The organism is Pseudomonas shirazensis (assembly GCF_014268785.2).
In the GTDB taxonomy this organism is placed as follows: Bacteria; Pseudomonadota; Gammaproteobacteria; order Pseudomonadales; family Pseudomonadaceae; genus Aquipseudomonas; species Aquipseudomonas shirazensis.
Map to the genome: position 1 here is coordinate 510,807 of NZ_JABWRD020000002.1, position 22,383 is coordinate 533,189.

Annotated in this window: 18 protein-coding genes, 1 tRNA gene and 1 pseudogene; 16 read left to right on the forward strand and 4 right to left on the reverse strand. The window is 62.4% G+C overall.

Annotation, left to right across the window (positions count from 1 at the left end; genetic code table 11):
• Positions 1–203 precede the first annotated feature (203 nt).
• From HU736_RS13580 to HU736_RS13640, 13 genes are all read left to right on the forward strand, one after another.
• Positions 204–1,928 carry a tetratricopeptide repeat protein gene (locus HU736_RS13580; protein ID WP_103436033.1) on the forward strand — a complete coding sequence of 575 codons (1,725 nt, stop codon included), beginning with the start codon at positions 204–206 and terminating at the stop codon, positions 1,926–1,928.
• Positions 1,929–1,931: 3 nt separating this feature from the next.
• Complete coding sequence (gene lolB / locus HU736_RS13585) at positions 1,932–2,549, forward strand: lipoprotein insertase outer membrane protein LolB (protein ID WP_186701487.1); 618 nt, start codon at positions 1,932–1,934, stop codon at positions 2,547–2,549.
• Positions 2,550–2,552: 3 nt separating this feature from the next.
• Positions 2,553–3,398, forward strand: coding sequence for a 4-(cytidine 5'-diphospho)-2-C-methyl-D-erythritol kinase (gene ispE / locus HU736_RS13590; RefSeq protein ID WP_103436031.1), 846 nt, complete (start codon positions 2,553–2,555; stop codon positions 3,396–3,398).
• Positions 3,399–3,432: 34 nt separating this feature from the next.
• Positions 3,433–3,507, forward strand: a tRNA-Gln gene (locus tag HU736_RS13595).
• Between the two features lie 47 nt (positions 3,508–3,554).
• A complete protein-coding gene (locus tag HU736_RS13600; protein WP_099773531.1) occupies positions 3,555–4,496 on the forward strand; it encodes a ribose-phosphate pyrophosphokinase in 942 nt (313 codons plus the stop codon).
• Between the two features lie 123 nt (positions 4,497–4,619).
• A complete protein-coding gene (locus tag HU736_RS13605; RefSeq protein WP_150570046.1) occupies positions 4,620–5,216 on the forward strand; it encodes a 50S ribosomal protein L25/general stress protein Ctc in 597 nt (198 codons plus the stop codon).
• A 77-nt stretch (positions 5,217–5,293) separates the two neighbouring features.
• Entirely contained in the window at positions 5,294–5,878 is a 585-nt protein-coding gene (pth, locus tag HU736_RS13610; RefSeq protein ID WP_103436029.1) for an aminoacyl-tRNA hydrolase, read from the forward strand.
• A 22-nt stretch (positions 5,879–5,900) separates the two neighbouring features.
• A complete protein-coding gene (gene ychF / locus HU736_RS13615; protein ID WP_103436028.1) occupies positions 5,901–7,001 on the forward strand; it encodes a redox-regulated ATPase YchF in 1,101 nt (366 codons plus the stop codon).
• 82 nt (positions 7,002–7,083) lie between these two features.
• On the forward strand, positions 7,084–7,641 hold the full coding sequence (locus HU736_RS13620; RefSeq protein ID WP_186701488.1) for a histidine phosphatase family protein: 558 nt from the start codon (positions 7,084–7,086) through the stop codon (positions 7,639–7,641).
• A gap of 133 nt (positions 7,642–7,774) precedes the next feature.
• A complete protein-coding gene (locus HU736_RS13625; protein ID WP_105642849.1) occupies positions 7,775–9,022 on the forward strand; it encodes an IS256 family transposase in 1,248 nt (415 codons plus the stop codon).
• 314 nt (positions 9,023–9,336) lie between these two features.
• Positions 9,337–9,726, forward strand: a complete 390-nt coding sequence (locus HU736_RS13630; RefSeq protein ID WP_186701386.1) for a nuclear transport factor 2 family protein — start codon at positions 9,337–9,339, stop codon at positions 9,724–9,726.
• Between the two features lie 98 nt (positions 9,727–9,824).
• Positions 9,825–11,327 (forward strand): purine-cytosine permease family protein, encoded by a 1,503-nt coding sequence (locus tag HU736_RS13635; RefSeq protein WP_186701385.1) that lies wholly within the window; start codon positions 9,825–9,827, stop codon positions 11,325–11,327.
• A gap of 13 nt (positions 11,328–11,340) precedes the next feature.
• A complete protein-coding gene (locus HU736_RS13640; RefSeq protein WP_103436024.1) occupies positions 11,341–12,771 on the forward strand; it encodes an aldehyde dehydrogenase family protein in 1,431 nt (476 codons plus the stop codon).
• Positions 12,772–12,814: 43 nt separating this feature from the next.
• Here HU736_RS13640 and HU736_RS13645 read toward each other — a convergent pair whose 3' ends face one another.
• The 3 genes and pseudogenes from HU736_RS13645 to HU736_RS13655 form a co-directional block, all read right to left on the reverse strand.
• Positions 12,815–15,217 (reverse strand): DUF3772 domain-containing protein, encoded by a 2,403-nt coding sequence (locus HU736_RS13645; protein ID WP_186701384.1) that lies wholly within the window; start codon positions 15,215–15,217, stop codon positions 12,815–12,817.
• A gap of 55 nt (positions 15,218–15,272) precedes the next feature.
• Positions 15,273–16,076 (reverse strand): annotated as a pseudogene (gene ada / locus HU736_RS13650) (bifunctional DNA-binding transcriptional regulator/O6-methylguanine-DNA methyltransferase Ada); the annotation flags it as partial.
• Positions 16,077–16,204: 128 nt separating this feature from the next.
• Positions 16,205–16,837 (reverse strand): DNA-3-methyladenine glycosylase family protein, encoded by a 633-nt coding sequence (locus HU736_RS13655; protein ID WP_103436021.1) that lies wholly within the window; start codon positions 16,835–16,837, stop codon positions 16,205–16,207.
• 126 nt (positions 16,838–16,963) lie between these two features.
• Here HU736_RS13655 and HU736_RS13660 point away from each other — a divergent pair, with 126 nt between their 5' ends.
• From HU736_RS13660 to HU736_RS13670, 3 genes are all read left to right on the forward strand, one after another.
• Positions 16,964–17,479, forward strand: coding sequence for a sigma-70 family RNA polymerase sigma factor (locus HU736_RS13660; RefSeq protein ID WP_186701382.1), 516 nt, complete (start codon positions 16,964–16,966; stop codon positions 17,477–17,479).
• Positions 17,466–18,422, forward strand: a complete 957-nt coding sequence (locus HU736_RS13665) for a FecR domain-containing protein (protein WP_103436019.1) — start codon at positions 17,466–17,468, stop codon at positions 18,420–18,422. Before HU736_RS13660 ends, HU736_RS13665 begins: the two co-directional genes overlap by 14 nt.
• Before the next feature lie 95 nt (positions 18,423–18,517).
• Entirely contained in the window at positions 18,518–20,977 is a 2,460-nt protein-coding gene (locus HU736_RS13670; protein ID WP_186701381.1) for a TonB-dependent siderophore receptor, read from the forward strand.
• 15 nt (positions 20,978–20,992) lie between these two features.
• On the opposite strand, the gene HU736_RS13675 is transcribed toward HU736_RS13670, so the two are convergent.
• Positions 20,993–22,153, reverse strand: a complete 1,161-nt coding sequence (locus HU736_RS13675) for an MFS transporter (RefSeq protein WP_103436017.1) — start codon at positions 22,151–22,153, stop codon at positions 20,993–20,995.
• Positions 22,154–22,383: the final 230 nt, after the last annotated feature.

Sequence of the window (22,383 nt, forward strand, 5' to 3'; positions counted from 1 at the left end):
TGGTTGTGACGTGAAGCCGATAATTGTCCTACTTCGCAGGTTCCAGAACAACCACCGTTCACTATTGTCGTAATAGATCGTGGCCATGATGGCCACTACACGCGCCTGATTCTTAATCACGCGGTATGGCTTCGCAGGTGGGTTTGCCACTGCGCTTGTGTCATCATGCTGCGACCGCCGGATAGCACTTTTATACCTTATCTATGAATAGATCCCACGCACTGCTGCTCACCTTCGCCCTGCTGCAGGGCTGCCAAAGCCTGGCCCCGCAGAACGCCGCCGAGCCGCCTGCTGCAGAGGCCGCCAAGGCTGCGCAGGAAAAGCCCGTGGTGTACGGATCGTTCAAGCCGGAAACCCTCTACAGCCTGCTCGTCGCCGAGTTGGCCGGCCAGCGCAACCGTTTCGATATCGCCCTGGCCAACTACGTGGACCAGGCCGAGAAAACCCAGGACCCAGGCGTCTCCGAGCGGGCCTTCCGCATTGCCGAGTACCTTGGTGCCGACGAACCGGCGCTGGATACCGCGCTGATCTGGGCCCGCAACGACCCGGACAACCTCGACGCCCAACGCGCCGCCGCGATCCAGCTGGCGCGTGGCGGGCGCTACGACGAGTCGATGGTGTTCATGGAAAAGGTCCTGCAAGGTAAGGGCGATACCCATTTCGACTTCCTCGCGCTGTCTGCCGCCGAGACCGATCAAAGCACCCGGGACGGCTTGATGCAGAGCTTCGAGCGCCTGCTGGTGAAGTACCCCGAGAACGGCCAGCTGATCTTCGGCAAGGCGCTGCTGCTCAATCAGGACGACAAACCGGAGCAAGCGCTGGCTCTGCTGGAGCAGCACCCACCGCAAAATGGCGAAATCGCTCCGATCCTGCTCCGTGCACGCTTGCTGCAAGCCCTCGACCGCGGCCCTGAAGCACTGCCACTGCTGCGCCGAGCAATCCGCGACAACCCGGAAGACAAGCGCTTGCGCCTGACCTACGCGCGCACCTTGGTCGAACAGGACCGCATCGGCGACGCCAAGGCCGAGTTCGAAAGCATGCTCCAGCAGTACCCGGAGGATGACGAACTGCGCTATTCCCTGGCGCTGGTATGCCTGGAAAACAAGGACTGGGACGAGGCCGAAGGCTATCTGCAAGAGCTGGTCGAACGCGACAGCAACGTCGATGCCGCGCACCTCAACCTGGGCCGGATCCGCGAGCAGCGCAACGACCCGCAAGCGGCGCTGCGCGAATACGCACTGGTGGGCCCAGGTGCTGACTACTTGCCGGCGCAACTGCGCCAGGCCGACATCCTCATCGCCAACGGCCGCGGCCGCGAGGCCTCGCGCCTGCTCGCCGAAGCCCGCGAAGCGCAGCCCGACTACGCCATCCAGCTGTACCTGATCGAGGCCGAAAGCTACGGCAACAACGACAAGCCGGCGCAGGCCGACCAAGTACTGCAGCAAGCTATCAAGCGCTACCCGGACGACATCAACCTGCTATATACCCGCGCCATGCTCGCCGAAAAGCGTGACGACCTCGGCCAGATGGAAAAGGACCTGCGCGCAATCATCACCCGCGAGCCGGAAAACGCCATGGCCCTGAATGCTCTCGGCTACACCCTGGCCGACCGCACCACGCGCTATGCCGAAGCCAAAGCCCTGATCGAAAAAGCCCACCAACTGACCCCGGACGACCCTGCCGTGCTCGACAGCCTTGGCTGGGTGAACTATCGCCTGGGCAATCTGGATGAGGCCGAGCGCTACCTGCGCCAGGCGTTGGTGCGCTTCCCCGATCACGAAGTGGCAGCCCACCTGGGCGAAGTGCTCTGGGCCAATGGCAAGCGCCGCGAAGCGCGCCAGGTCTGGGCCAAAGCCTTCGAAACCCAACCCGACAGCAGTGTCCTGCGCAAGACCGTCTTGCGCCTGACCGGATCAGAGACTCTCTAAGCCATGTTTTTGCGTCATTGCCTTACCTTTACCCTGATCGCCGTGCTCGCTGGCTGCAGCAGCTTTGGTCGTCGTGAAGCCGTACAGGGCCAGGGCGACCCACAACTGTGGCGTCAACACAAACAACAGCTGAGCAGCCTCGACGGCTGGCAGATCAACGGCAAGGTCGGCATCCGCGCGCCCAAGGACTCCGGTAGCGGCACCTTGTTCTGGCTGCAGCGCCAGGATTACTACGACATCCGCCTGGCTGGTCCGCTCGGCCGCGGTGCGGCGCGTCTGACCGGTCGCCCCGGCGGCGTGGTGCTGGAGGTAGCAAACCAGGGCCGCTATGAAGCGCCAAGCCCGGAAGCCCTTCTCGCCGAACAGCTTGGCTGGGAATTGCCGGTGTCGCATCTGGTCTGGTGGGTGCGCGGCCTGCCCGCCCCCGACAGCAAGAGCCAACTGACTCTTGACCAGGACAGCCGCCTGGCCAGCCTGAACCAGGATGGCTGGCAAGTGCAGTACCTGAGCTACACCGAGCAGAATGGCTACTGGCTGCCAGAGCGAATCAAGCTGCATGGCAAGGACATCGACGTCACCCTGGTGGTCAAGGACTGGCAACCGCGGCAACTGGGGCATTGATCGATGACCACGCTGAGCCTGCCGGCACCGGCCAAGCTGAACCTGTGGCTGCATATCATTGGCCGCCGCGATGACGGTTACCATGAGCTGGAAACCGTGTTTCAGTTTCTTGACCACGCTGACCAGTTGCGCTTTGCCCTGCGCGACGACGATCAGGTGCGCCTGCAGACGGACGTCCCCGGAGTCGACCACGACAGCAACCTGATCGTGCGCGCTGCGCGCCAATTGCAGCAGCAGTCAGGCTGCATTCAAGGTGTGGATATCTGGCTGGAGAAGCTTCTGCCCATGGGCGGCGGCATTGGCGGCGGCAGCTCCGACGCCGCGACCACCCTGCTCGGCCTCAACCATCTGTGGCAACTGGGCTGGGACCTTGATCGCCTGGCTGCGCTGGGACTGAGCCTGGGCGCCGATGTACCGGTGTTCGTGCGCGGCCATGCAGCCTTCGCCCAAGGGGTTGGCGAGCAGCTCACCCCGGTCGATCCGGTCGAGCCGTGGTATGTCGTGCTGGTGCCGCAAGTGTCTGTCAGCACAGCGGAAATTTTTTCACATCCGCAGTTGACACGTGATTCCCTCCCCCTTAAGATGCGCCCCGTTCCCGAGGGAAACAGTCGAAATGACTGCCAACCGGTGGTAGAGCAAAGTTACCCGGAAGTTCGCAATGCGCTGAATCTTCTTGGTAAATATACTGAAGCTCGATTAACCGGTACTGGAAGTTGCGTGTTTGGGGCCTTCCCAAGCAAAGCCGAAGCTGATAAAGTTCTGGCCCTTCTTTCAGAGACTCAAACAGGGTTTGTGGCAAAAGGAAGCAACGTTTCGATGTTGCATCGCAAGCTACAGAGTCTGCTCTAGAAGTCGAGTACACAGTACTCGCAGCAACAGATACAGGGGCGTCGCCAAGCGGTAAGGCAGCAGGTTTTGATCCTGCCATGCGTTGGTTCGAATCCAGCCGCCCCTGCCATTTTCCTATACTCATCCAGGTATACCCTCAGCCTTCAGGTACTGCGCGTGTCCAAGATGATGGTCTTTACGGGGAACGCTAACCCCGATCTGGCTCGACGTGTCGTACGTCAGCTGCATATCCCACTTGGTGATGTTTCTGTCGGTAAGTTCTCCGACGGTGAGATCAGCACTGAGATCAATGAAAACGTCCGCGGTAAAGACGTCTTCATCATTCAGCCGACTTGCGCTCCGACCAACGATAATCTGATGGAACTGGTAGTGATGGCCGACGCCTTCCGCCGCTCCTCAGCCTCCCGAATCACCGCCGTGATTCCTTACTTCGGATACGCCCGCCAGGACCGCCGTCCGCGTTCGGCACGTGTAGCCATCAGCGCCAAGGTTGTCGCTGACATGCTCACTGTCGTGGGTATCGACCGTGTTCTCACTGTCGACCTGCACGCTGACCAGATCCAGGGTTTCTTCGATATCCCGGTCGACAACATCTACGGCTCGCCCGTATTGGTCGACGATATCGAAGACCAGCGTTTCGAGAACCTGATGATCGTCTCCCCAGACATCGGTGGCGTCGTGCGTGCACGGGCTGTAGCCAAGTCGCTGGGTGTCGATCTGGGTATCATCGACAAACGCCGTGAAAAGGCCAATCACTCCGAAGTGATGCACATCATCGGCGACGTCGAAGGGCGCACTTGCATCCTGGTAGACGACATGGTCGACACCGCCGGCACACTGTGCCACGCGGCCAAGGCTCTGAAAGAACACGGCGCTGCCAAGGTTTACGCCTATTGCACGCACCCGGTTCTGTCGGGCCGAGCGATCGAGAACATCGAGAAGTCGGTACTCGACGAGCTGGTGGTGACCAACACCATTCCGCTGTCGGCCGCTGCTCAAGCCTGTGACCGTATCCGCCAGTTGGATATTGCACCGGTTGTCGCTGAAGCGGTTCGCCGCATCAGCAACGAAGAATCGATCAGCGCGATGTTCCGCTAAGCGGAACCCCGTTGACGAAAAGCGCCCCGCCCCGACCCTTATGTCGGGGCGGGGCTTTTTTGCCCACCCCGTTTGGCGCTGGTCGCAAACGCCTGCGGGTGCTGGCTATTTTGGAGAAACAAAATGACTGATTTTACCCTGAACGCAATCAAGCGTACTGACCTGGGGAAAGGTGCGAGCCGCCGCCTGCGTCACACGCAGAGCATCCCTGCCGTCATCTACGGTGGCAACAAAGAAGCTGAGTCCGTGACCTTCGTTCTGAAGGAAATCGCCAAGCTGTTCGAAAACGAAGCTGCCTTCAGCCACGTGATCGAGCTGAACGTTGACGGCGCCAAGCAGAACGTCATCGTCAAGGCTCTGCAGCGTCACCCGGTCAAGCAGTTCATCATGCACGCCGACTTCATCCGTGTTGTCGCTGGCCAGAAACTGACCGCTCAGGTTCCAGTGCACTTCATCAACGAAGAAGCACCGATCAAGAAAGGCGGCGAGATCTCGCACGTTGAAGCTCAGATCGAAGTTTCCTGCGAAGCCAAAGACCTGCCAGAGTTCATCGAAGTTGACCTGGCTAACGCTGAAATCGGCACCATCATCCACCTGTCGGACCTGAAAGCTCCTAAAGGCGTAGAGTTCGTTGCTCTGGCCCACGGTGATGACAAAGCTGTTGCCAACGTTCACGCTCCGCGCGTTGTTGCTGACGCTGAAGAAGGCGCTGCTGAGTAATCTACTCGGCGCGCCGGTGTTGACCGGGTTACAGTGCCCAGCACTGTGACCCACCAACTCCAAGGAAGAGCCCCTACGTGACCGCCATCCAGTTGATCGTCGGCCTGGGTAACCCCGGCCCCGAATACGAACAGACCCGGCATAACGCAGGGGCTCTTTTCGTTGAACGCATTGCCAGCGCCCAGCGGGTTTCACTCACTGCTGATCGCAAATATTTCGGCCTGACGGCAAAATTCAGCCATCAGGGCAACGACGTTCGTCTGTTGATCCCCACCACCTACATGAACCGCAGCGGCCAGTCCGTGGCGGCCTTGGCCAATTTCTTCCGGATCAAACCGGAGGCCATTCTGGTGGCTCACGACGAACTCGACCTGCCCCCGGGCGTCGCCAAACTTAAACGAGGTGGCGGCCACGGTGGGCACAACGGGCTGCGCGACATCATCGCGCAACTCGGCAACCAGAACGACTTCCATCGCCTGCGGCTTGGCATCGGCCACCCAGGTGACGCCAAGCTGGTCTCCAACTTCGTCCTTGGCCGCGCACCGCGCGCCGAACAGGACAAGCTCGACGCCAGCATCGACTTTGCCCTCGGCGTGCTGCCGGACGTGCTCGCCGGCGACTTCGCCAAGGCCATGCGCGAGCTGCACAGCCAGAAGGCCTGATCTCACCAAGAGGGGAATTTCCATGGGTTTCAATTGCGGCATCGTCGGCCTGCCCAACGTCGGCAAGTCCACCCTGTTCAACGCGCTGACCAAGTCCGGCATCGCGGCTGAGAACTTCCCCTTCTGCACCATCGAGCCGAACAGCGGTATCGTGCCGATGCCGGATGCGCGCCTCGCGGCTCTGGCTGAAATCGTTAAGCCGAACCGCATCCTGCCGACCACCATGGAGTTCGTCGACATCGCCGGCCTGGTTGCTGGTGCCTCCAAAGGTGAAGGCCTGGGCAACAAGTTCCTCGCCAACATCCGCGAGACCGACGCCATCGCCCACGTGGTGCGCTGCTTCGAAGACGAGAACGTGATTCACGTCTCCAACAGCGTCGACCCCAAGCGTGACATCGAGATCATCGACCTCGAGCTGATCTTCGCCGACCTCGACAGCTGCGAGAAGCAACTGCAGAAAGTCACCCGCAATGCCAAGGGCGGTGACAAGGAGGCCCTCGCGCAGAAGGCCATCCTCGAGAAGCTGATCCCGCACTTCACTGAAGGCAAACCAGCGCGCAGCCTGATGAAGACCATGGCTGACGACGAGAAGGCCGTGATCCGTGGCTTCCATCTGCTGACCAGCAAGCCGGTGATGTACATCGCCAACGTTGCTGAAGACGGCTTCGACAACAACCCGCACCTTGATGTAGTGCGCGCGATTGCTGAAGAAGAAGGCGCAGTGGTGGTGCCGGTATGCAACAAGATCGAGGCCGAGATTGCCGAGCTCGATGACGGCGAAGAGAAGGACATGTTCCTCGAAGCCCTGGGCCTGGAAGAGCCTGGCCTGAACCGGGTGATTCGCGCCGGTTACGAGCTGCTCAACCTGCAGACCTACTTCACCGCCGGCGTGCAGGAAGTGCGCGCCTGGACCGTGCGCATCGGTGCTACCGCACCGCAGGCGGCTGGCGTGATCCACACCGACTTCGAGAAAGGCTTCATCCGTGCTGAAGTAGTCGCCTATGACGACTTCATCCAGTTCAAAGGTGAGAGCGGCGCCAAGGAAGCAGGCAAGTGGCGCCTGGAAGGTAAGGATTACATCGTCAAAGACGGCGATGTGATGCACTTCCGCTTCAACGTCTGATTGGTTTCAGGTTGATGTGAAAAATCCGATGCCTTGGCGTCGGATTTTTTTTGTGGCGAATTCAACAAGGAAGCAGAGCAGCATGGAACAGCAGATTATTCTTATGCGTCATGGCCAGCCGCAACTGGCTGTGACCGGTCGAGTTGCCCTCGGTGATATGCGGAGTTGGATCGAAGACTATGATCGTTCACTCATCACCCAGGATCCGGCACCTGCTGCCAGCGTGCAGTTGGCGACCGGGTCGCAGGTAGTTGTCTGCAGCAGCGCGCCGCGAGCGCTGAGCTCAGCGCAGGCGCTTGGGGTCGAGCCTGCTGTGGTTGATGCGGTGTTCTGCGAGGCGCAGTTGCCCGGTGGCCGTGGGCGGTTGGCGAAGCTTTCGCCGTTTATCTGGGCGGCTGTGCTGCGGGTGCTCTGGTTGTGCGGCTATTCGGCTGGGGTTGAGTCGGCCAAGGCGGCCGGTGCGCGGGCGGATGACGGGGCTCGGCGGTTGCAGTCGATGGCTGAGGGTGGGCCGGTGTTGTTGGTTGGGCACGGGATCATGAATCGGTTTATTGGCAAGCGGTTGCGGGCTGCAGGCTGGGTGCGGCAGGCGTCCGGTGATAGTGGGTATTGGAGTGCTGTGGTGTATCGGCGTAGCTGAGTGGTTTGCGCCTGCAAGGCCGCCATGGCCAGTGATCAATGACCTGTGGGAGCGGCCTTGTGTCGCGAAAGGGCCGCAAAGGGGGGTGTCAGAAATTTTGTGTTCGGGCATAACATGAGTAAGAGGTGCATGTATGCCAACCAAAAAGAAACCCCTGCGTGACCTACCAAAAATCCCCAAGGAGCTGCTCGAGCAGTTCGGTGAAGGGCTGATGACCGCAGAGGCTATCGAAGACGCTTCTGCGGCCTTCAAGAAGGCTTTGATTGAGCGAGCATTGAGTGCTGAGCTCGGTCACCACCTGGGGTATCCGCCGGGCGCGCAGCGCCCAGAGGATGAAACCAACCAGCGCAACGGCAAAACGGGCAAGACGGTTTTGACAGGGGATGGCCCGCTGCGGCTGGAGATTCCCCGTGATCGGGATGGCAGTTTTGCCCCCATTCTGATCCCCAAGCATGAGCGGCGTTACACCGGTTTTGATGACAAGATCATCGCCATGTATGCCCGAGGCATGACCGTTCGAGAAATCCGCGCTTTCCTCTCTGAGCAATACGGGACGGACGTTTCCCATGACTTCATCAGCTCAGTCACTGACGAGGTGATGGAGGAAATTGGTGCGTGGCAACAGCGACCGCTTGAGCCGATGTACCCAGTCATTTTCTTCGATGCGCTGCGGGTCAAGATCCGCGAAGAAGGCCTTGTCCGCAACAAGGCGATTTACTTAGCGCTGGGTGTTTTACCCGATGGAACGCGCGATATTCTTGGCATCTGGATCGAAAACACTGAGGGTGCGAAGTTTTGGATGAAGGTATTCAACGACCTCAAGACCCGCGGCGTAGAAGACGTGCTGATAGCCGTTACCGACGGTCTCAAAGGCATGCCAGAGGCGCTAAGTGCAGTGTTTCCGGCGACAACGCTGCAAACCTGCATCGTCCACTTGATCCGCAACAGCCTCGATTATGCGGCGTGGGATAAGCGCCGTGAGCTGGCCAAGGCGCTTAAACCGGTCTATCAGGCCATCACCGCAGAAGCGGCTGAGGAAGCACTGGGTGCCTTTGAAAATGGCCCTTGGGGAAAGCAGTACCCAGCGGTCGTGGCGGCCTGGAGACGAGCTTGGGATCGAGTGATCCCATTTTTTGTCTTCCCACCTGCCATTCGAAAAGTGATCTATACGACCAACGCTATCGAAAGCATCAACGCCCAGCTACGCAAGATCATCAAAACGCGAGGCCACTTCCCGACTGATGACGCAGCGACCAAGCTGATCTGGCTTGGGCTTCGCAACATTACGGCAAACTGGGGCTCGGCGGCGCATGATTGGAAAAATGCGATGAATCAATTTGCGATTCTGTACGGCGACCGATTTATCAGGCCGACCTGGTAAAAGCCCGGCCTGCCCAGCGGCAGGCCATTACCGGCCCGCACACAAAAAATCTGACACTCTCCCGCAAAGCGGCCCCGGCTATCCCGCTCGGTGACCTATTGGCCCTACCACCACAAACACCGATAAGCCCATTGCAACAGTAAGATACTCGCAAGCCAACCGGCGCCTACCCTCACGGTACAACACACAACCCCCATCCCCCAAAATCACTTCACAAATCCCTGAACTAATTATTTCACCCCGCAGATTCTTCCCCCCTCCAACCCTGCGCAAACTCCCACCACCATAATCACAATAACCGTGAGACCACCGCAGTGGACCAGACCCTCCAGATAAGCCAGGCCGCCGCCGAGCTGGTAGCCGCCTTCGCCAGCAACGACACCGAGCGCTACTTCGCCTGTTTCAGCGAAGATGCAACCTTCGTCTTCCATACCCTCCCCCAGCCGCTGCGCTCGCGCCAGGCCTACCAAGCCCTTTGGCAACAGTGGCAAGAGGAAGGCTTCAAAGTGCTCGATTGCCAATCGAGCAACGCCACCATCTCCCTGCAGGGCGACCTGGCAATCTTCATCCACAGCGTCGCCACCCGCATCACTATCAACGGTGAAGAACAACAACTGGCCGAGCGCGAGACCATCCTGTTCCGCCGCCACAACACCCGCTGGCTCGCGTGCCATGAACACCTTTCGGTGGTTTCGCCAGCCTGAGCCAGCGGTAACCCTTGCGGCCCTGCCGCACCTGCCAACGCACCCATAAAAGCGTCCGCGCCTTGCGCCGACCACAACAACCGCGCTGGAGCATCAACATGAGCCACTCGACCGGTATCGAGAGCAATGGCGTCGAGCAAATCCCCGACGCGCAACGCCATGCCACCCCGCTGGATCTGTTTCGCCTGATTTTCGGCGGCGCCAATACCTTTGCCACTGCCGTGCTCGGCAGCTTCCCGGTGCTGTTCGGCCTGTCGTTCCAGGCCGGGTTCTGGGCGATTTTGCTGGGTGTTGGTGTCGGCGCCTTGATTCTTGCCCCGATGGGCCTGTTCGGTGCGCTGAACGGCACCAACAATGCAGTCTCCTCCGGCGCGCACTTCGGCGTGCACGGGCGCATCGTCGGCTCGTTGCTGTCACTGCTGACCGCCGTGGCGTTCTTTTCACTGTCGGTGTGGAGTTCCGGCGATGCATTGGTCGGCGGCGCCAAGCGCCTGGTCGGATTGCCGGAAACCGACGTGACACTGGGCCTGGCCTACGGCCTGTTCGCGGTGCTGGTGCTGGTGGTGTGCATCTACGGCTTTCGCTTCATGCTGTGGGTCAACAAGATCGCCGTGTGGGCATCGAGTCTGCTGTTTCTGCTGGGCATCTTCGCCTTCGCCGGGCCCTTCGATGCGGGCTACGCGGGTAGCGTCAATGTCGGCCAGGCAGGCTTTTGGGCGGCGTTTGTCGGCGCGGCGATCCTGGCCATGAGCAACCCGGTGTCGTTCGGCGCGTTTCTCGGCGACTGGTCACGCTACATTCCGCGCGAAACGCCAAAAGCGCGGATCATGCTGGCCGTGATTTGCGCCCAGGCCGCCACCTTGATCCCGTTTCTGTTCGGCCTGTGCACGGCCACACTGGTCGCCAGCCAGGCGCCTGACTACATCGCTGCCAACAACTATGTTGGCGGCCTGCTGGCGATTTCGCCGAGCTGGTTCTTCTTGCCGGTGTGCCTGATTGCGGTAATCGGCGGCATGTCGACCGGTACCACCGCGCTGTATGGCACCGGGCTGGACATGTCCAGCGTGTTCCCGCGGCTGCTCAGCCGCGCCGCAGCCACCTTGCTGATTGGCGTGGCAGCAATCGGCTTCATCTTCCTTGGCCGCTTTACCTTCAACCTGGTGCAGAGCGTGTCGACCTTCGCCGTGCTGATCATCACCTGCACCAGCCCGTGGATGGTGATCATGATCCTCGGCCTGATTACCCGTCGTGGCTTCTACCACGCCGATGACCTGCAAGTGTTCACCCGCGGCCAGCGCGGCGGCCACTACTGGTTTCTGCATGGCTGGAACTGGCGCGGCATGGGCGCCTGGCTGCCCAGCGCAGCGCTGGGCCTGTGCTTCGTCAACCTGCCAGGGCAGTTCGTTGGGCCGTTGGGTGAACTGGCCGGCGGTATCGACGTGAGCCTGCCGGTAACTCTCGGCATCGCCGCCCTGCTCTACCTGAGCCTGCTCAGACTGTTCCCCGAACCCGCTGGCGTGTATGGGCCGAACGGCCCGCGCTGGGTGCGCTGCAGAAACAGCGCGCCACAACCGGTAACTTCTGCCGCCGAAATGGCCTGACTGGAATCTGCCCATGAACACGTTCAACTACATCGATGGCTGCTGGGTCGAAGGCCAAGGCATTGACTGCATCACCGTCCACGACCCCGCGCTGGGCGTGCCGTTCGCCGAGCTGATGGCCGCCAGCACGGCCCAGGTTGACCTAGCGGTTACCGCCGCGCGACAGGCGCTGCCGGCCTGGAAAGCCACCCCGGCAAGTGAACGTGCCCGCCTCTTGCACGGCTTCGCCGAGCAGCTGACGGCGCGTCGTGAAGCGTTGATCGCCCTGCAGATGTGCAACAACGGCAAACCCCGCCACGAGGCTGAAGTCGACCTCGATGACGCCGTTGCGACCTTCACCTATTACGCAGCGCTGGCCGAGCAATCCCCGGCGAGCAACCGCGAAGTACCCTTGGCAGTGCCAGGCTTCACCTCGCGTACGCGGCTGGAACCGATCGGTGTGGTCGGCTTGATCGTGCCGTGGAACTTCCCGCTGGTCACCAGCGCCTGGAAGCTCGCCCCTGCCCTGGCGGCAGGCTGCACGGTGGTGCTCAAGCCCTCCGAAGTCACGCCACTGGCGGAGCTGGCCTACGGCGAAATCGCCAGTCAGATCGGCCTGCCCGCAGGCGTGCTGAACATCGTCAACGGCAAAGCCGAAACTGGCGCCGCGCTCAGCGGCCACCCCGGCCTGGACAAGCTGTCATTCACCGGCAGCAATGGCGTCGGCAGCCAGGTCATGCGTGCCTCGGCGGCGCACTGCCGGCCGCTGACACTGGAGCTGGGCGGCAAGTCGGCAATCATCGTGTTCGACGACTGCGACGTGCAGCAGGCGGTTGACTGGATCATCGCCGGCATCACCTGGAACGCCGGCCAGATGTGCTCGGCGACCTCACGTCTGTTGGTGCAGGAAGGCATCGCCGACGCGCTGCTAAGCCAGCTGCAGAGCGCCCTGACGCAACTGCGGGTGGGTAATCCATCACGCGAAGAGGTCGACATGGGCCCGCTGACCAGCCAGGCGCAGTGGCTGAAGGTGGCGGGTTACTTTGCCAGTGCCCGCGATGAAGGTTTGCGCTGTATGGCCGGCGGCAAGGCAGTGGATCGTGATGGCTGGTTTGTCAGCCCGACGCTGTATGTCGATGTGCCCGCGAGCAGCCGCCTGTGGCAGGAAGAGATCTTCGGGCCGGTGCTCTGCGCGCAGCGGTTCAGCACCGAACAGCAGGCAATCGAGCATGCCAATGACAGCCGCTTCGGCTTGGTGGCTACCGTATGCTCCAACGACCTGCAGCGCGCCGAGCGGGTCGCCGACAGCCTTGAAGTCGGCCATGTCTGGATCAACTCGGTGCAAGCGGTATTCGTCGAAACGTCCTGGGGCGGTACGAAGGCCAGCGGCATTGGCCGCGAGCTGGGGCCATGGGGGTTGTCGGCCTATCAGGCAGTCAAGCATGTGACCCGCTGCCTGGGCTAGCCGACGCGCCCCTTGGCCGGCAAGGGGCGCGCCGCTACCACGATCAGGCGGGTTCGTCGGCGGGCTTGGGCGCTTCCTGCACCAGCACCATGCTCTGCGGCGAAGACAGCGGAATGTCGGCATCGCGCAACCGGCCGAGCACGGTGAACAGCAGGTCGCTGCGGGTGCCGGAGACCTGCCGCGGGCTGGCCACATAGCCGCTGATGCTCAGCGTCATGCCGCTGGCGGTAAGGTCCTTGAACGTCACCGAGGGTGCCGGCGCATCCAGAATCGCCTCGTGCTCGTGGTACGCCGCCATCAGCAGGTCACGCACCTGATCAGGGTCGGTTTCCAGCGGCAGGGTCAGGGTGATACCCACCACCCCCAGCGCATTGCCCATGGTCACGTTGCGCACGTTCTGCGAGATGAACTGCGAATTCGGCACGATCACCGTCGAACGGTCGGACATCTGGATCTCGGTGGCGCGCACGTTGATCCGGCGGATATCGCCTTCGACGCCAGCCAGGCTGACCCAGTCGCCCACCTTGACCGGGCGCTCGGTGAGCAGGATAAGGCCGGAGATGAAGTTCTGAACGATCTGCTGCAGACCGAAACCGATACCCACCGACAACGCACTGACCACCCAGGTCAGGCTGGTCAGGTTGATGCGCAGGGTCGTCATCACCAGCATCGCCAGGAACAGGAAGCCCAGGTAGCCGACAAGGGTCACCAGCGAGGCACGCATGCCGGCGTCCATGTCGGTCTCGGGCAGCAGCCGCTCGCTCAGCCAGCGCTTGACCACTCGAATGGCGAACAGCCCACCGAGGAACATCGCCACGGCGATGAAAATATCTTGCGGCACGATGTTCAGATTGCCGAGCACCTTGCCGCCGCTGCCGTCCCAATCAGCCAGGCTCATCAGCAGCTCGCTGGGGCTGGTGCCGGACGGCATCAGCGCCAGCAGCGCCGCGAGGAACAGCAGCAGGGTGCGGCCGATGCCAGCCAGAACAGTGCTGGCCTGGGCCTGATGACGCGGCTTCAAGCCGAGCGTCGAAGCCAACGCCAGGCCACCAGGCTGGCGTGGCGAGAGCAGGGTTTCGCAGAGGTCGCCGAATACCGTCACCAGCAGGTAGGCGCAGGTGACGACCACGCTGATCCAGAGCATTTTCGCCGCGAGGAAGTACGCCAAGGTCAGGTAGCCCGCCAGCAATGCCAGCAGGATCAGCAACACCCAGACCACGATCACGAACGGGATCAGCCCGGCGAGGCCGGTTGGTCGCTCGATCTGGTGCTTGCGTCGGGTGCGGCGGTAGCGCACCAAGGCGGCGAAGAACACCAGTGACACCACCAGAGCGGTCAGACCATTGGTGGCAACGGTCAACGCCAGGCTGGTGCCAATCACACTGTTGATCCGCTCCTGGGTCAACAGCACCATCAGCGCTACGGCCAGCACCTTGGGAAACCAGCCCAGCGCGCTGGCCACTTCGTCGGGGATCGGCGGCAGCCGCCAGGACGGCCGCTGCAGCATCAGCATGGCCCGGCCCAGGCCGGTGATGAAGGCACTGAACACCACCAGCGTCAGCACGTGGTTGATCAGGCTGGCGATATCGGCGCCCAGCTCGGCGCTGGTCTCCAGCCCCCAGCGCACCAGCGACACCGAACCCGCAATGGTCGCCAGCGTGGCCAGGCTGACGCCCAGCGCCAGGGCGCTGCGGCGCAGGCGGCCTTCAGGCAACCAACGGACCATCGCATCGGCCAGCAGACGCTCGACCAGCAAACGCGCCAATGTCCATACCAGCAGCGCGGCGACCAGGCTGGCGATGAACAGCCAGCGGTGTTCAGGGCTGAGCGCGCTGGCCAGGGCATCACTGGCCTCGGTCTTCAAGGCCTGCAAGCGGGCGACGTCATCGTCGGTCGGGCGAATCATGCTCGACCAGAACGCCGGGCTCAGCGGGCTGGCGGCGCGGCTGGTGACCTGCGAGTTGAACTGGCTGCGGCGCAGATTGACGATCTGGGTCGACAAGTCACGCGCTGACTGGGTCAGTTGGGTGGCGTTCTTCTGCTCGGCCAGTAGCTTCTTCTTGTCACTGGTGAGCTGCTGACGCTGGCGGGTGATGCTTTCGCCCTCGTCGGGCAGCACATCGCCAAGCACCTTGAGCTGATCATCCAGGCGGCTGATGTCGGTGGTGCGTATGGTGGTCAGCGCATCGGCCTGGCGCTGCACCTGCATGGCTGCCTGACGCAGCTGCGACAGCTGGTCGTCGTTGGCATTGCTGGTGACCCCCTGGCGGATCTGGTCGAGCCGATCGGTCAACTGCTCCAGGCTGGCGTTTTCCTCCAGCGCCGGCATCTCACCGGCCAGCAGTTGCGATACCGGCGTAGCGCCTGCCGACCAGGCTGGGGTCGCCACCCACATAAGCAGGGCCAGTAACCCCACACACAAACGGTCAAGGCTTACACGGCTCATCGAAATCACCTATAGACAGACTCTGCTGGCGGCGAATTCTACGCCGCTTGCCGGCTTAGGGAAGTGCCGTTTCTCGCTCCAGCAACTGCCGTTTACGCTCAACTCCCCAGCGGTAGCCGCTCAGATCACCGTCACGGCGAACGACCCGGTGACAGGGGATGGCCACGGCGATGCGGTTGGCTGCACAAGCGAGTGCTACCGCCCGCACGGCTTTTGGCGCACCGATGCGCTCGGCGATGTCGGTATAGCTGACGCGCTGGCCTGCCGGGACTTCACGCAAGGCCTGCCAGACCCGCTCCTGAAACGCCGTGCCCTGCACATCCAGCGGCAGGTTAAGGCCCAGTGCGGGTTGTTCAACAAAGCCCACTACCTGCGCGATCAACTGCTCGAAGCGGTTGTCTGCACCGATCAGTTCGGCGTTGGCGAACTGATCCTGCAGATCATTGAGCAACTGCGCAGGGTCATCGCCAAGAAATATCGCGCAGACACCACGCGCACTCTGCGCCACCAAAATGGCCCCCAGCGCGCACTGACCAACGGCAAAGTAGATGGTCGCGCCTGCACCACGTGCGCGGTACTGCTTGGGCAACATGCCCAGGCGTTGGCCGGCGCCTTCGTAAAAGCGGCTGTTGGAGTTGTAGCCGGCATCGAACAGCGCTTCGGTCACGGTCACTGCCTCGCCTTGCAAGCGCTCGCGCAGGCGCTGCGCGCGAAACGCAGAAGCATAGGCCTTGGGGGTAAGGCCGGTCTCGGCTTTGAACAGGCGGTGCAGATGAAACCGGCTGACCGCGAGCTCGACCGCCAGTTGGTCGAGGCTGGGCAGGGTGTCACTGGTTTCGATCAGGCGGCAGGCGCGCGCAATCAATGCGGTACGCCGGGCGCTGGTAGTGTCGACAGGGTGCATGTCGCAGTCTCCTGGCTGGGATGGGCAAAGCGTGGCAGAGCCTCTGCCAGCGATCACTCCGATTCTTGCGCTTGTTCCACTGGTCAGCCTACCGCACGCCATAGATACCACGCCGCAGCCGTCCGATAGGGGCTCAAGGGTAGTGCCAACGCGCGCATCTGCGCAGGCGTCGGCGCCTTGTCCAGACCCTTGATGCGCCGATAACCCTCGCGCACACCAAAATCATCGACCGGAAGGATATCCGAGCGCTCCAGGCAGTAGATCAGCAGCATCTCTACCGTCCAGCGGCCGACTCCACGCAACGTCACCAGCCGCTCGATCAATTCGTCATCGGCCATACCCAGCGCCTCGGCCCGGCTTGGCACCAGGCCGTCGAGGCGGGCCTGGGCGATGCCCTGCACAGTGGTCAACTTGTTCGCCGAAAAACCACACCCGCGCAGCGCCAACGGAGTGGTCGCCAGCAACTGCTGAGGGCTGGGAAACGCCGCTTCCGGGTATAACGCGAGCATCCGCTGCAAGATCGCCTCGGCCGCGCGCGCGTGCAACTGCTGGTAGGCAATCGCCCGCACCAACGCCTCATAGGGCTCCCGCCCGGGCGTAGCGCGATGCAGGCAAGGGCCTATCGTCGCAACATGGCGGGCCCAGTCAGGATCAATGCTTGCCAGATGAACGCTGGCCTGCTGCAGCCCCGCCGCGCTGAGGTCGGACACAATCATTGGCAAAAACCTGTGTTGAGCCTGATCGCCCATCTTAGCCCAGGCCTTTACCTGAACCCTACTTCACCCATAGAATTGAGAACCATTAACAAACGCATTTAACTCTAGTTCAGGGCCATTGATCCGATGCAGATGAACGACACGCTCAAGCCGTCCGAGGTCGATCTGCTCTATCAAACCCACCATGCCTGGCTGCGTGGCTGGCTGCGGACTAGAGTCGGCTGCATGGAAAACGCTGCCGACCTGGCTCAGGACACCTTCGTCCGCCTGTTGCGGGCACGCCAGGTATCACCGCTGAAGGAACCCCGCGCTTATCTGAGCAGCATCGCCCGTGGCCTGATGATCGATCAGTTTCGCCGACGTGCGCTGGAGCGAGCCTTTCAGGACAGCCTGGCCTGCCTGCCCGAGGGCGAAGCGCCCAGCGAAGAGTACCGGCTGATCATTATCGATACCCTCGAACGCCTGGATCGCGCCCTGCAGCAACTCAAGCCGCGGGTGCGCCAGGCGTTTTTGCTGGCACAGCTGGATGGCCTGAGCATTACCCAAATCGCCATGCGCCTGGAGGTTTCCCGCGCCACCATCGAACGCGACCTGGCCAAGGCACTTGGCGTCTGCTACCGGTTGCGCTATGCCGACCTCTGAGCGCACGCCGGCGCAGGCCCAGGTCGATCAGGCCATCGACTGGCTGGTCAAGCTGCGTTTCGACGAGCCAAGTGCACGCACCCAGCGCCAGTTCCAGCAATGGCTTGCCAGCCATCCGCATAATGCCCTGGCCTGGCAACGGGTCAGCGAGCTGAGCGAAGAGCTGGCCGGCCTGCCCAGCGACTTGAGCCGGCGTACCCTCGATGGCAGCCGTCGGCAGCGCATCAGCCGCCGCGATCAGCTCAAGCTGATGGCTGTGCTGGCGGTTGGCGGCAGTCTCGGCTGGGCGGCGCGTGAACCCCTCGGCCTGCAGGCACTGCTCGCCGACAGCAGTACCGGCACCGGCGAGCAACGCCAGGTGCAAGGCAGCGACGGCAGCATGATCCAGCTCAACACCGCCAGCGCCATCGACCTGCGCTACAGCAGCGCGCAACGCCAATTGAGCCTGCTGCGTGGCGAGCTGACACTGGACAGCAATGGCGACGATAACCGGCCTTTCATCGTCAGTACCCGGGTGGGTCAGCTGAGCACGCAGAACGGGCAATTGCTGTTGCGCGAAAACGACGCCGGCTTGTTGCTGGCGGTGCGTCGTGGCTCAGTCACTGTTGACTCGCAGAGCAACCCGTTGCGACAGGTACAGGCGGGCCAGGTCGTGCAATTGTCGATGTCTGGCGCCGCGTCAGCGGTGCAACTGCATGGCGATCCCTGGGCCTGGACCGACGGTGTGCTCAGCGTGCAGCAGATGCCCCTTGGCGAGTTCATCAGCGAGCTGTCGCGCTACCGGCCAGGGTTGTTGCGCTGTGCAGATGAGGTTGCTCGGTTGAGGGTGTCCGGTACCTACCAATTGGCCGATACCGAACAAATTCTGCTGCTGCTGGCGCGCACCCTGCCGCTGCGCGTCGACTACCGCACACGCTACTGGGTCAGCATTGACGCTGCCTGAAAAAACCCAAAAATAAATGAGGTGGAATCTCATTCTCGCTCGGCCTGAAGGAACAAAGCCCGAAAAGTGGACTTGATAATCTTCAGGAGCGCTGCATGATTCACCGCCGTCCCCACCGCCCCGATCGCCTGCGGCATGCCGTGCAGGCCGCCCTGCTCGGCCTCGGCCTGAGCGCCGCCGCTCTGCCAGTGCTGGTCCAGGCCGCCCCCGTCAGTCAGAACCAGCAACGGGACTGGAACATCACCGCCGGCCCGCTGGCCAGCGCACTGGACCAGTTGGCCCGGCAAGGCGGCCTGAGTCTGTCGTTCGACGCCAACAGCCTGCAAGGCAAGACTACCCGAGGCGTGCAAGGCCGGTATGACAACGCCCAGGCCTTGTCGATCGTACTGCAGGGGAGTGACGTGCAGGTCCAGCAGGAGAGCGCCAGCAGCTTCCTGCTGATCCCGGCAATCGACGCCGGCGGCGCGCTCGAGTTGGGCGCTACCAGCATCTCAAGCGACCGTCTGGGCGAAACTACCGAGCATTCCGGCTCCTACACTACCGGCGCGGTGACCGTCGGCAAAACCGCCCAGAGCATCCGCCGCACGCCGCAGTCGGTCACGGTGGTCACGCGCCAACGGATCGACGACCAGAACATCACCAACCTGACCAATCTGCTCGAGCAGACCCCGGGCGTGGTGGTGAACATGACCGACAGCGAGCGCGTGCAGTACTACTCCCGCGGCTACGCGATCGACGCAATTCAGTACGACGGCGCCACCGTGGTGCAAGGCAGCGGCGGTGGCTCGTTCATCCAGAGCGACTCGGCGATCATCGACCGCGCCGAGATCCTGCGCGGCGCCACCGGCATGCTGCGCGGTGCCGGCAACCCGTCTGGTACGGTCAACCTGGTGCGCAAGCGCCCTACTGCCGAGTTTCAGGGTGAAGGCAGCGTGACCCTGGGCAGCTGGGATGCGCAGCGCTATGTGGCCGATGTGTCCGGCCCGCTGACCGAAACCGGCAACGTACGTGGGCGGATGATTGCCGTGCACGACGACAAGGATCACTTCCAGAACTCGCGCATGGAGCGCAAAGAGGTGCTGTACGGCGTACTCGCCTTCGACCTCAGCGACAGCACCACGCTGACCACCGGCCTGGAATGGACCAAGCTCGACGCCACCGGCGCCTGGGGCAACCTGCCCGCCGACTTCGACGGCAAGCCGCTGCCGTTTGGCCGCAGCACCTATCTGGGTTCGGACTGGAACCGCTGGGACCGCAGCAATCTGCAGACTTTCGCCGAGCTGGAGCACCGCTTCGACAATGACTGGAAGCTCAAGCTGATGGCCCAGCGTACGCACTTTGAGCTTGACGACCACGGTTTCAAGCAGACCTACTTCAGCCGGCCCACTGGCACCAGCAATCCCTACCTGATGAATTACCAGGTCACCGAAGGAGATGGCGGCGAGAGCATCCAGAACAACCTCAGCGCCACCCTCAACGGCCCGTTCGAGCTGCTCGGTCGCACCCATGAATTGATGCTCGGCGTCGAACGGATCCGCAACGACTCCTACGCTTCGGCAACCAACAACGTCGCCTCCGGGCAGTTCGATCTGCGCAACTGGGACTCGAAGACCAGCCTGCCGGAGCCGGATATCACCATCTTCGCGCACCCGGTGCGCACCCGTACCACCCAGCAGGCGGCCTATGCCACCTGGCGCATTTCCCTGGCCGAGCCGCTTACAGCGATCATCGGCGCGCGCAACAACTGGTACGACTACGAGCAGGAAAACAACGTCAAATCCAACGGCAAGTTCGCCGTCGACAACAAGATCGTGCCGTATGCCGCGCTGAGTTATGACATCAACGACAACTTCAGTACCTACGCCAGCTATACCGAGATCTTCAACCCGCAGACCGCCACCGGGGTCAGCGGCGCGGTGCTCGAGCCGACTACTGGTGAAGCCTACGAGACCGGGATCAAGGGTGAGTTCTACGAAGGGCGGTTGAATACCTCGCTGGCGTTCTTCCGCATCTATCAGGTCGGCAACGCCCTGGATGACATCAGCGGGCCTAACCCGTGCCTGCCCAACTACACCAGCGGCTACTGCAAGGTCGCTGCCGGCAAGAACCGCAGCCAGGGCTTCGAGCTGGAGATTTCCGGTGAAGTGCTGCCGGGCTGGAACGTCGGCGGTGGCTACACCTACAACACCACCGAGTACCTGAAGGACACCAGCAACAGCACCGGCAACCCGATCCGCACCACCGACCCCAAGCGTATGTTGCGCCTGTTCACCAGCTACCGCCTGCCGGGCGAGCTGGAGGCGTGGACCATTGGCGGCGGGGTGCAGGCGCAGAGCGATATCTACAACCGCAATGGCACGGTAGAAGCGTCGCAGGCGGGCTATGCGGTATACAACGGCATGGTCAACTACCGCTTCAACCAGCAGTACTCGCTGCAGCTCAACGCCAACAACATCTTCGACAAGAAGTACTACCGCCAGGTCGCGCCGACGCCAACCGGCTATTACTGGGGTGATCCGCGCAACGTCTCGGTGACCCTGCGCGGTAGCTTCTGAGCCTTCGCCGAGCGCTTACTCGGCGGCTGCCTTGAGCTTGCCAGCGCGGCGGTACGACTGCCGGGCAAAGCACACGAACAGCCCTGCCATCAGTGCCAGCGCCATCGGCAGACCATGCGGTGCGGCGCCCATCGCGGCGCCGCTGAGCAGCGGCCCGATCAGGCTGCCGACGCCCCACAGCAGGCCGACGCTGGCATTTGCCGTGACCAGGTCGCGACCCCTGAAGCGCTGGCCGATCAGCACCAGCGCCAAGGTGTAGATGCCGCCAGCCACCGCGCCCAGCAGCACCAGCATCGGCCATAACAGCCAGCTCATCTGCAGCAACCATGGCAGGCCAATGCCGATCAGCATTGCTAGCACCCCGCACAGCAAATGCAGGCCGGTGCGCTCGACCCGATCCGCCAACCAGCCCAGCGGCAGCTGGAACAGCATGTCGCCGGCAAACACCACGGTCACCATCAGCGCCGCCACGGCCACGGCAAAGCCATGACTGGTGGCATACACCGGCAGCAACGACAGCACCACCGCATCGAAGAACGAGAAGAACAGCACCGCCACACACAGCGCCGGCGCAACCCGGAAGAAACCAGCCAGGGTAAAGCTCTTGTCGTCTTCTTCAGCGTGTTCGACACGGTCGTTGGGTACGGTCAATACGATGCACAGCAGGGCCAGGCCATAGCAGGCCGTGACCACCCCGGTGATCCACGGGCTGTGCGCGCCGACCAGCGCCAGCATCGCCGGGCCAAGCACCTGGAAGCCGGTAAAACTGGTGGCGTACAGCGCCATGATCTTGCCGCGGTTGTGCTCCGGGCACAGCTCGTTGACCCACGATTCACCCAGAATGATGGCGATCCCCATGCCCAGGCCAAGCCCCAGTCGCAACAAGGCCAGCAGCCAGATCGATGAGAACGCCCACTCCAACAGGCCGATGGACAGCGCGCACAAGCTGAAGCACAGCAAATAGATGGTGCGTCGGGTCAGGTAGCGGCAGCAGGCATCGACCAGAAACGCCGAGAGCATCATCCCCGCCGCCGGTATCGCCGCCATGATGCCGATCTGCAGGGTGTTGGCACCGCTGTCCTGCAGCCGCAACGACACCAGCGGCAGGCTCGCCCCGAGGCTAAAACCCACGACCGATACGGCGAACAGGAGGCCCGCCAGCAAACGCATGTTCATTACCCACTCCTTGCATGCCGGCACGGCGGCACCTGCGGCCGCGTCGGCTGATAACCCTGAAAAATGACTGCACACAGGCGCCCATGGCCAGGCGCAAAGGGCGCTGGTCGCAGCGGCGCGAATCAGTTCAGGGCAAGGTGTGGCGAGAAGGTGAAGGCAAACAGCACGCTGCGCCGCCGCTTGAGCACCGTGTCGCTCGGCCAGGCACGCCGACAGGCCTGGGCTGCAGG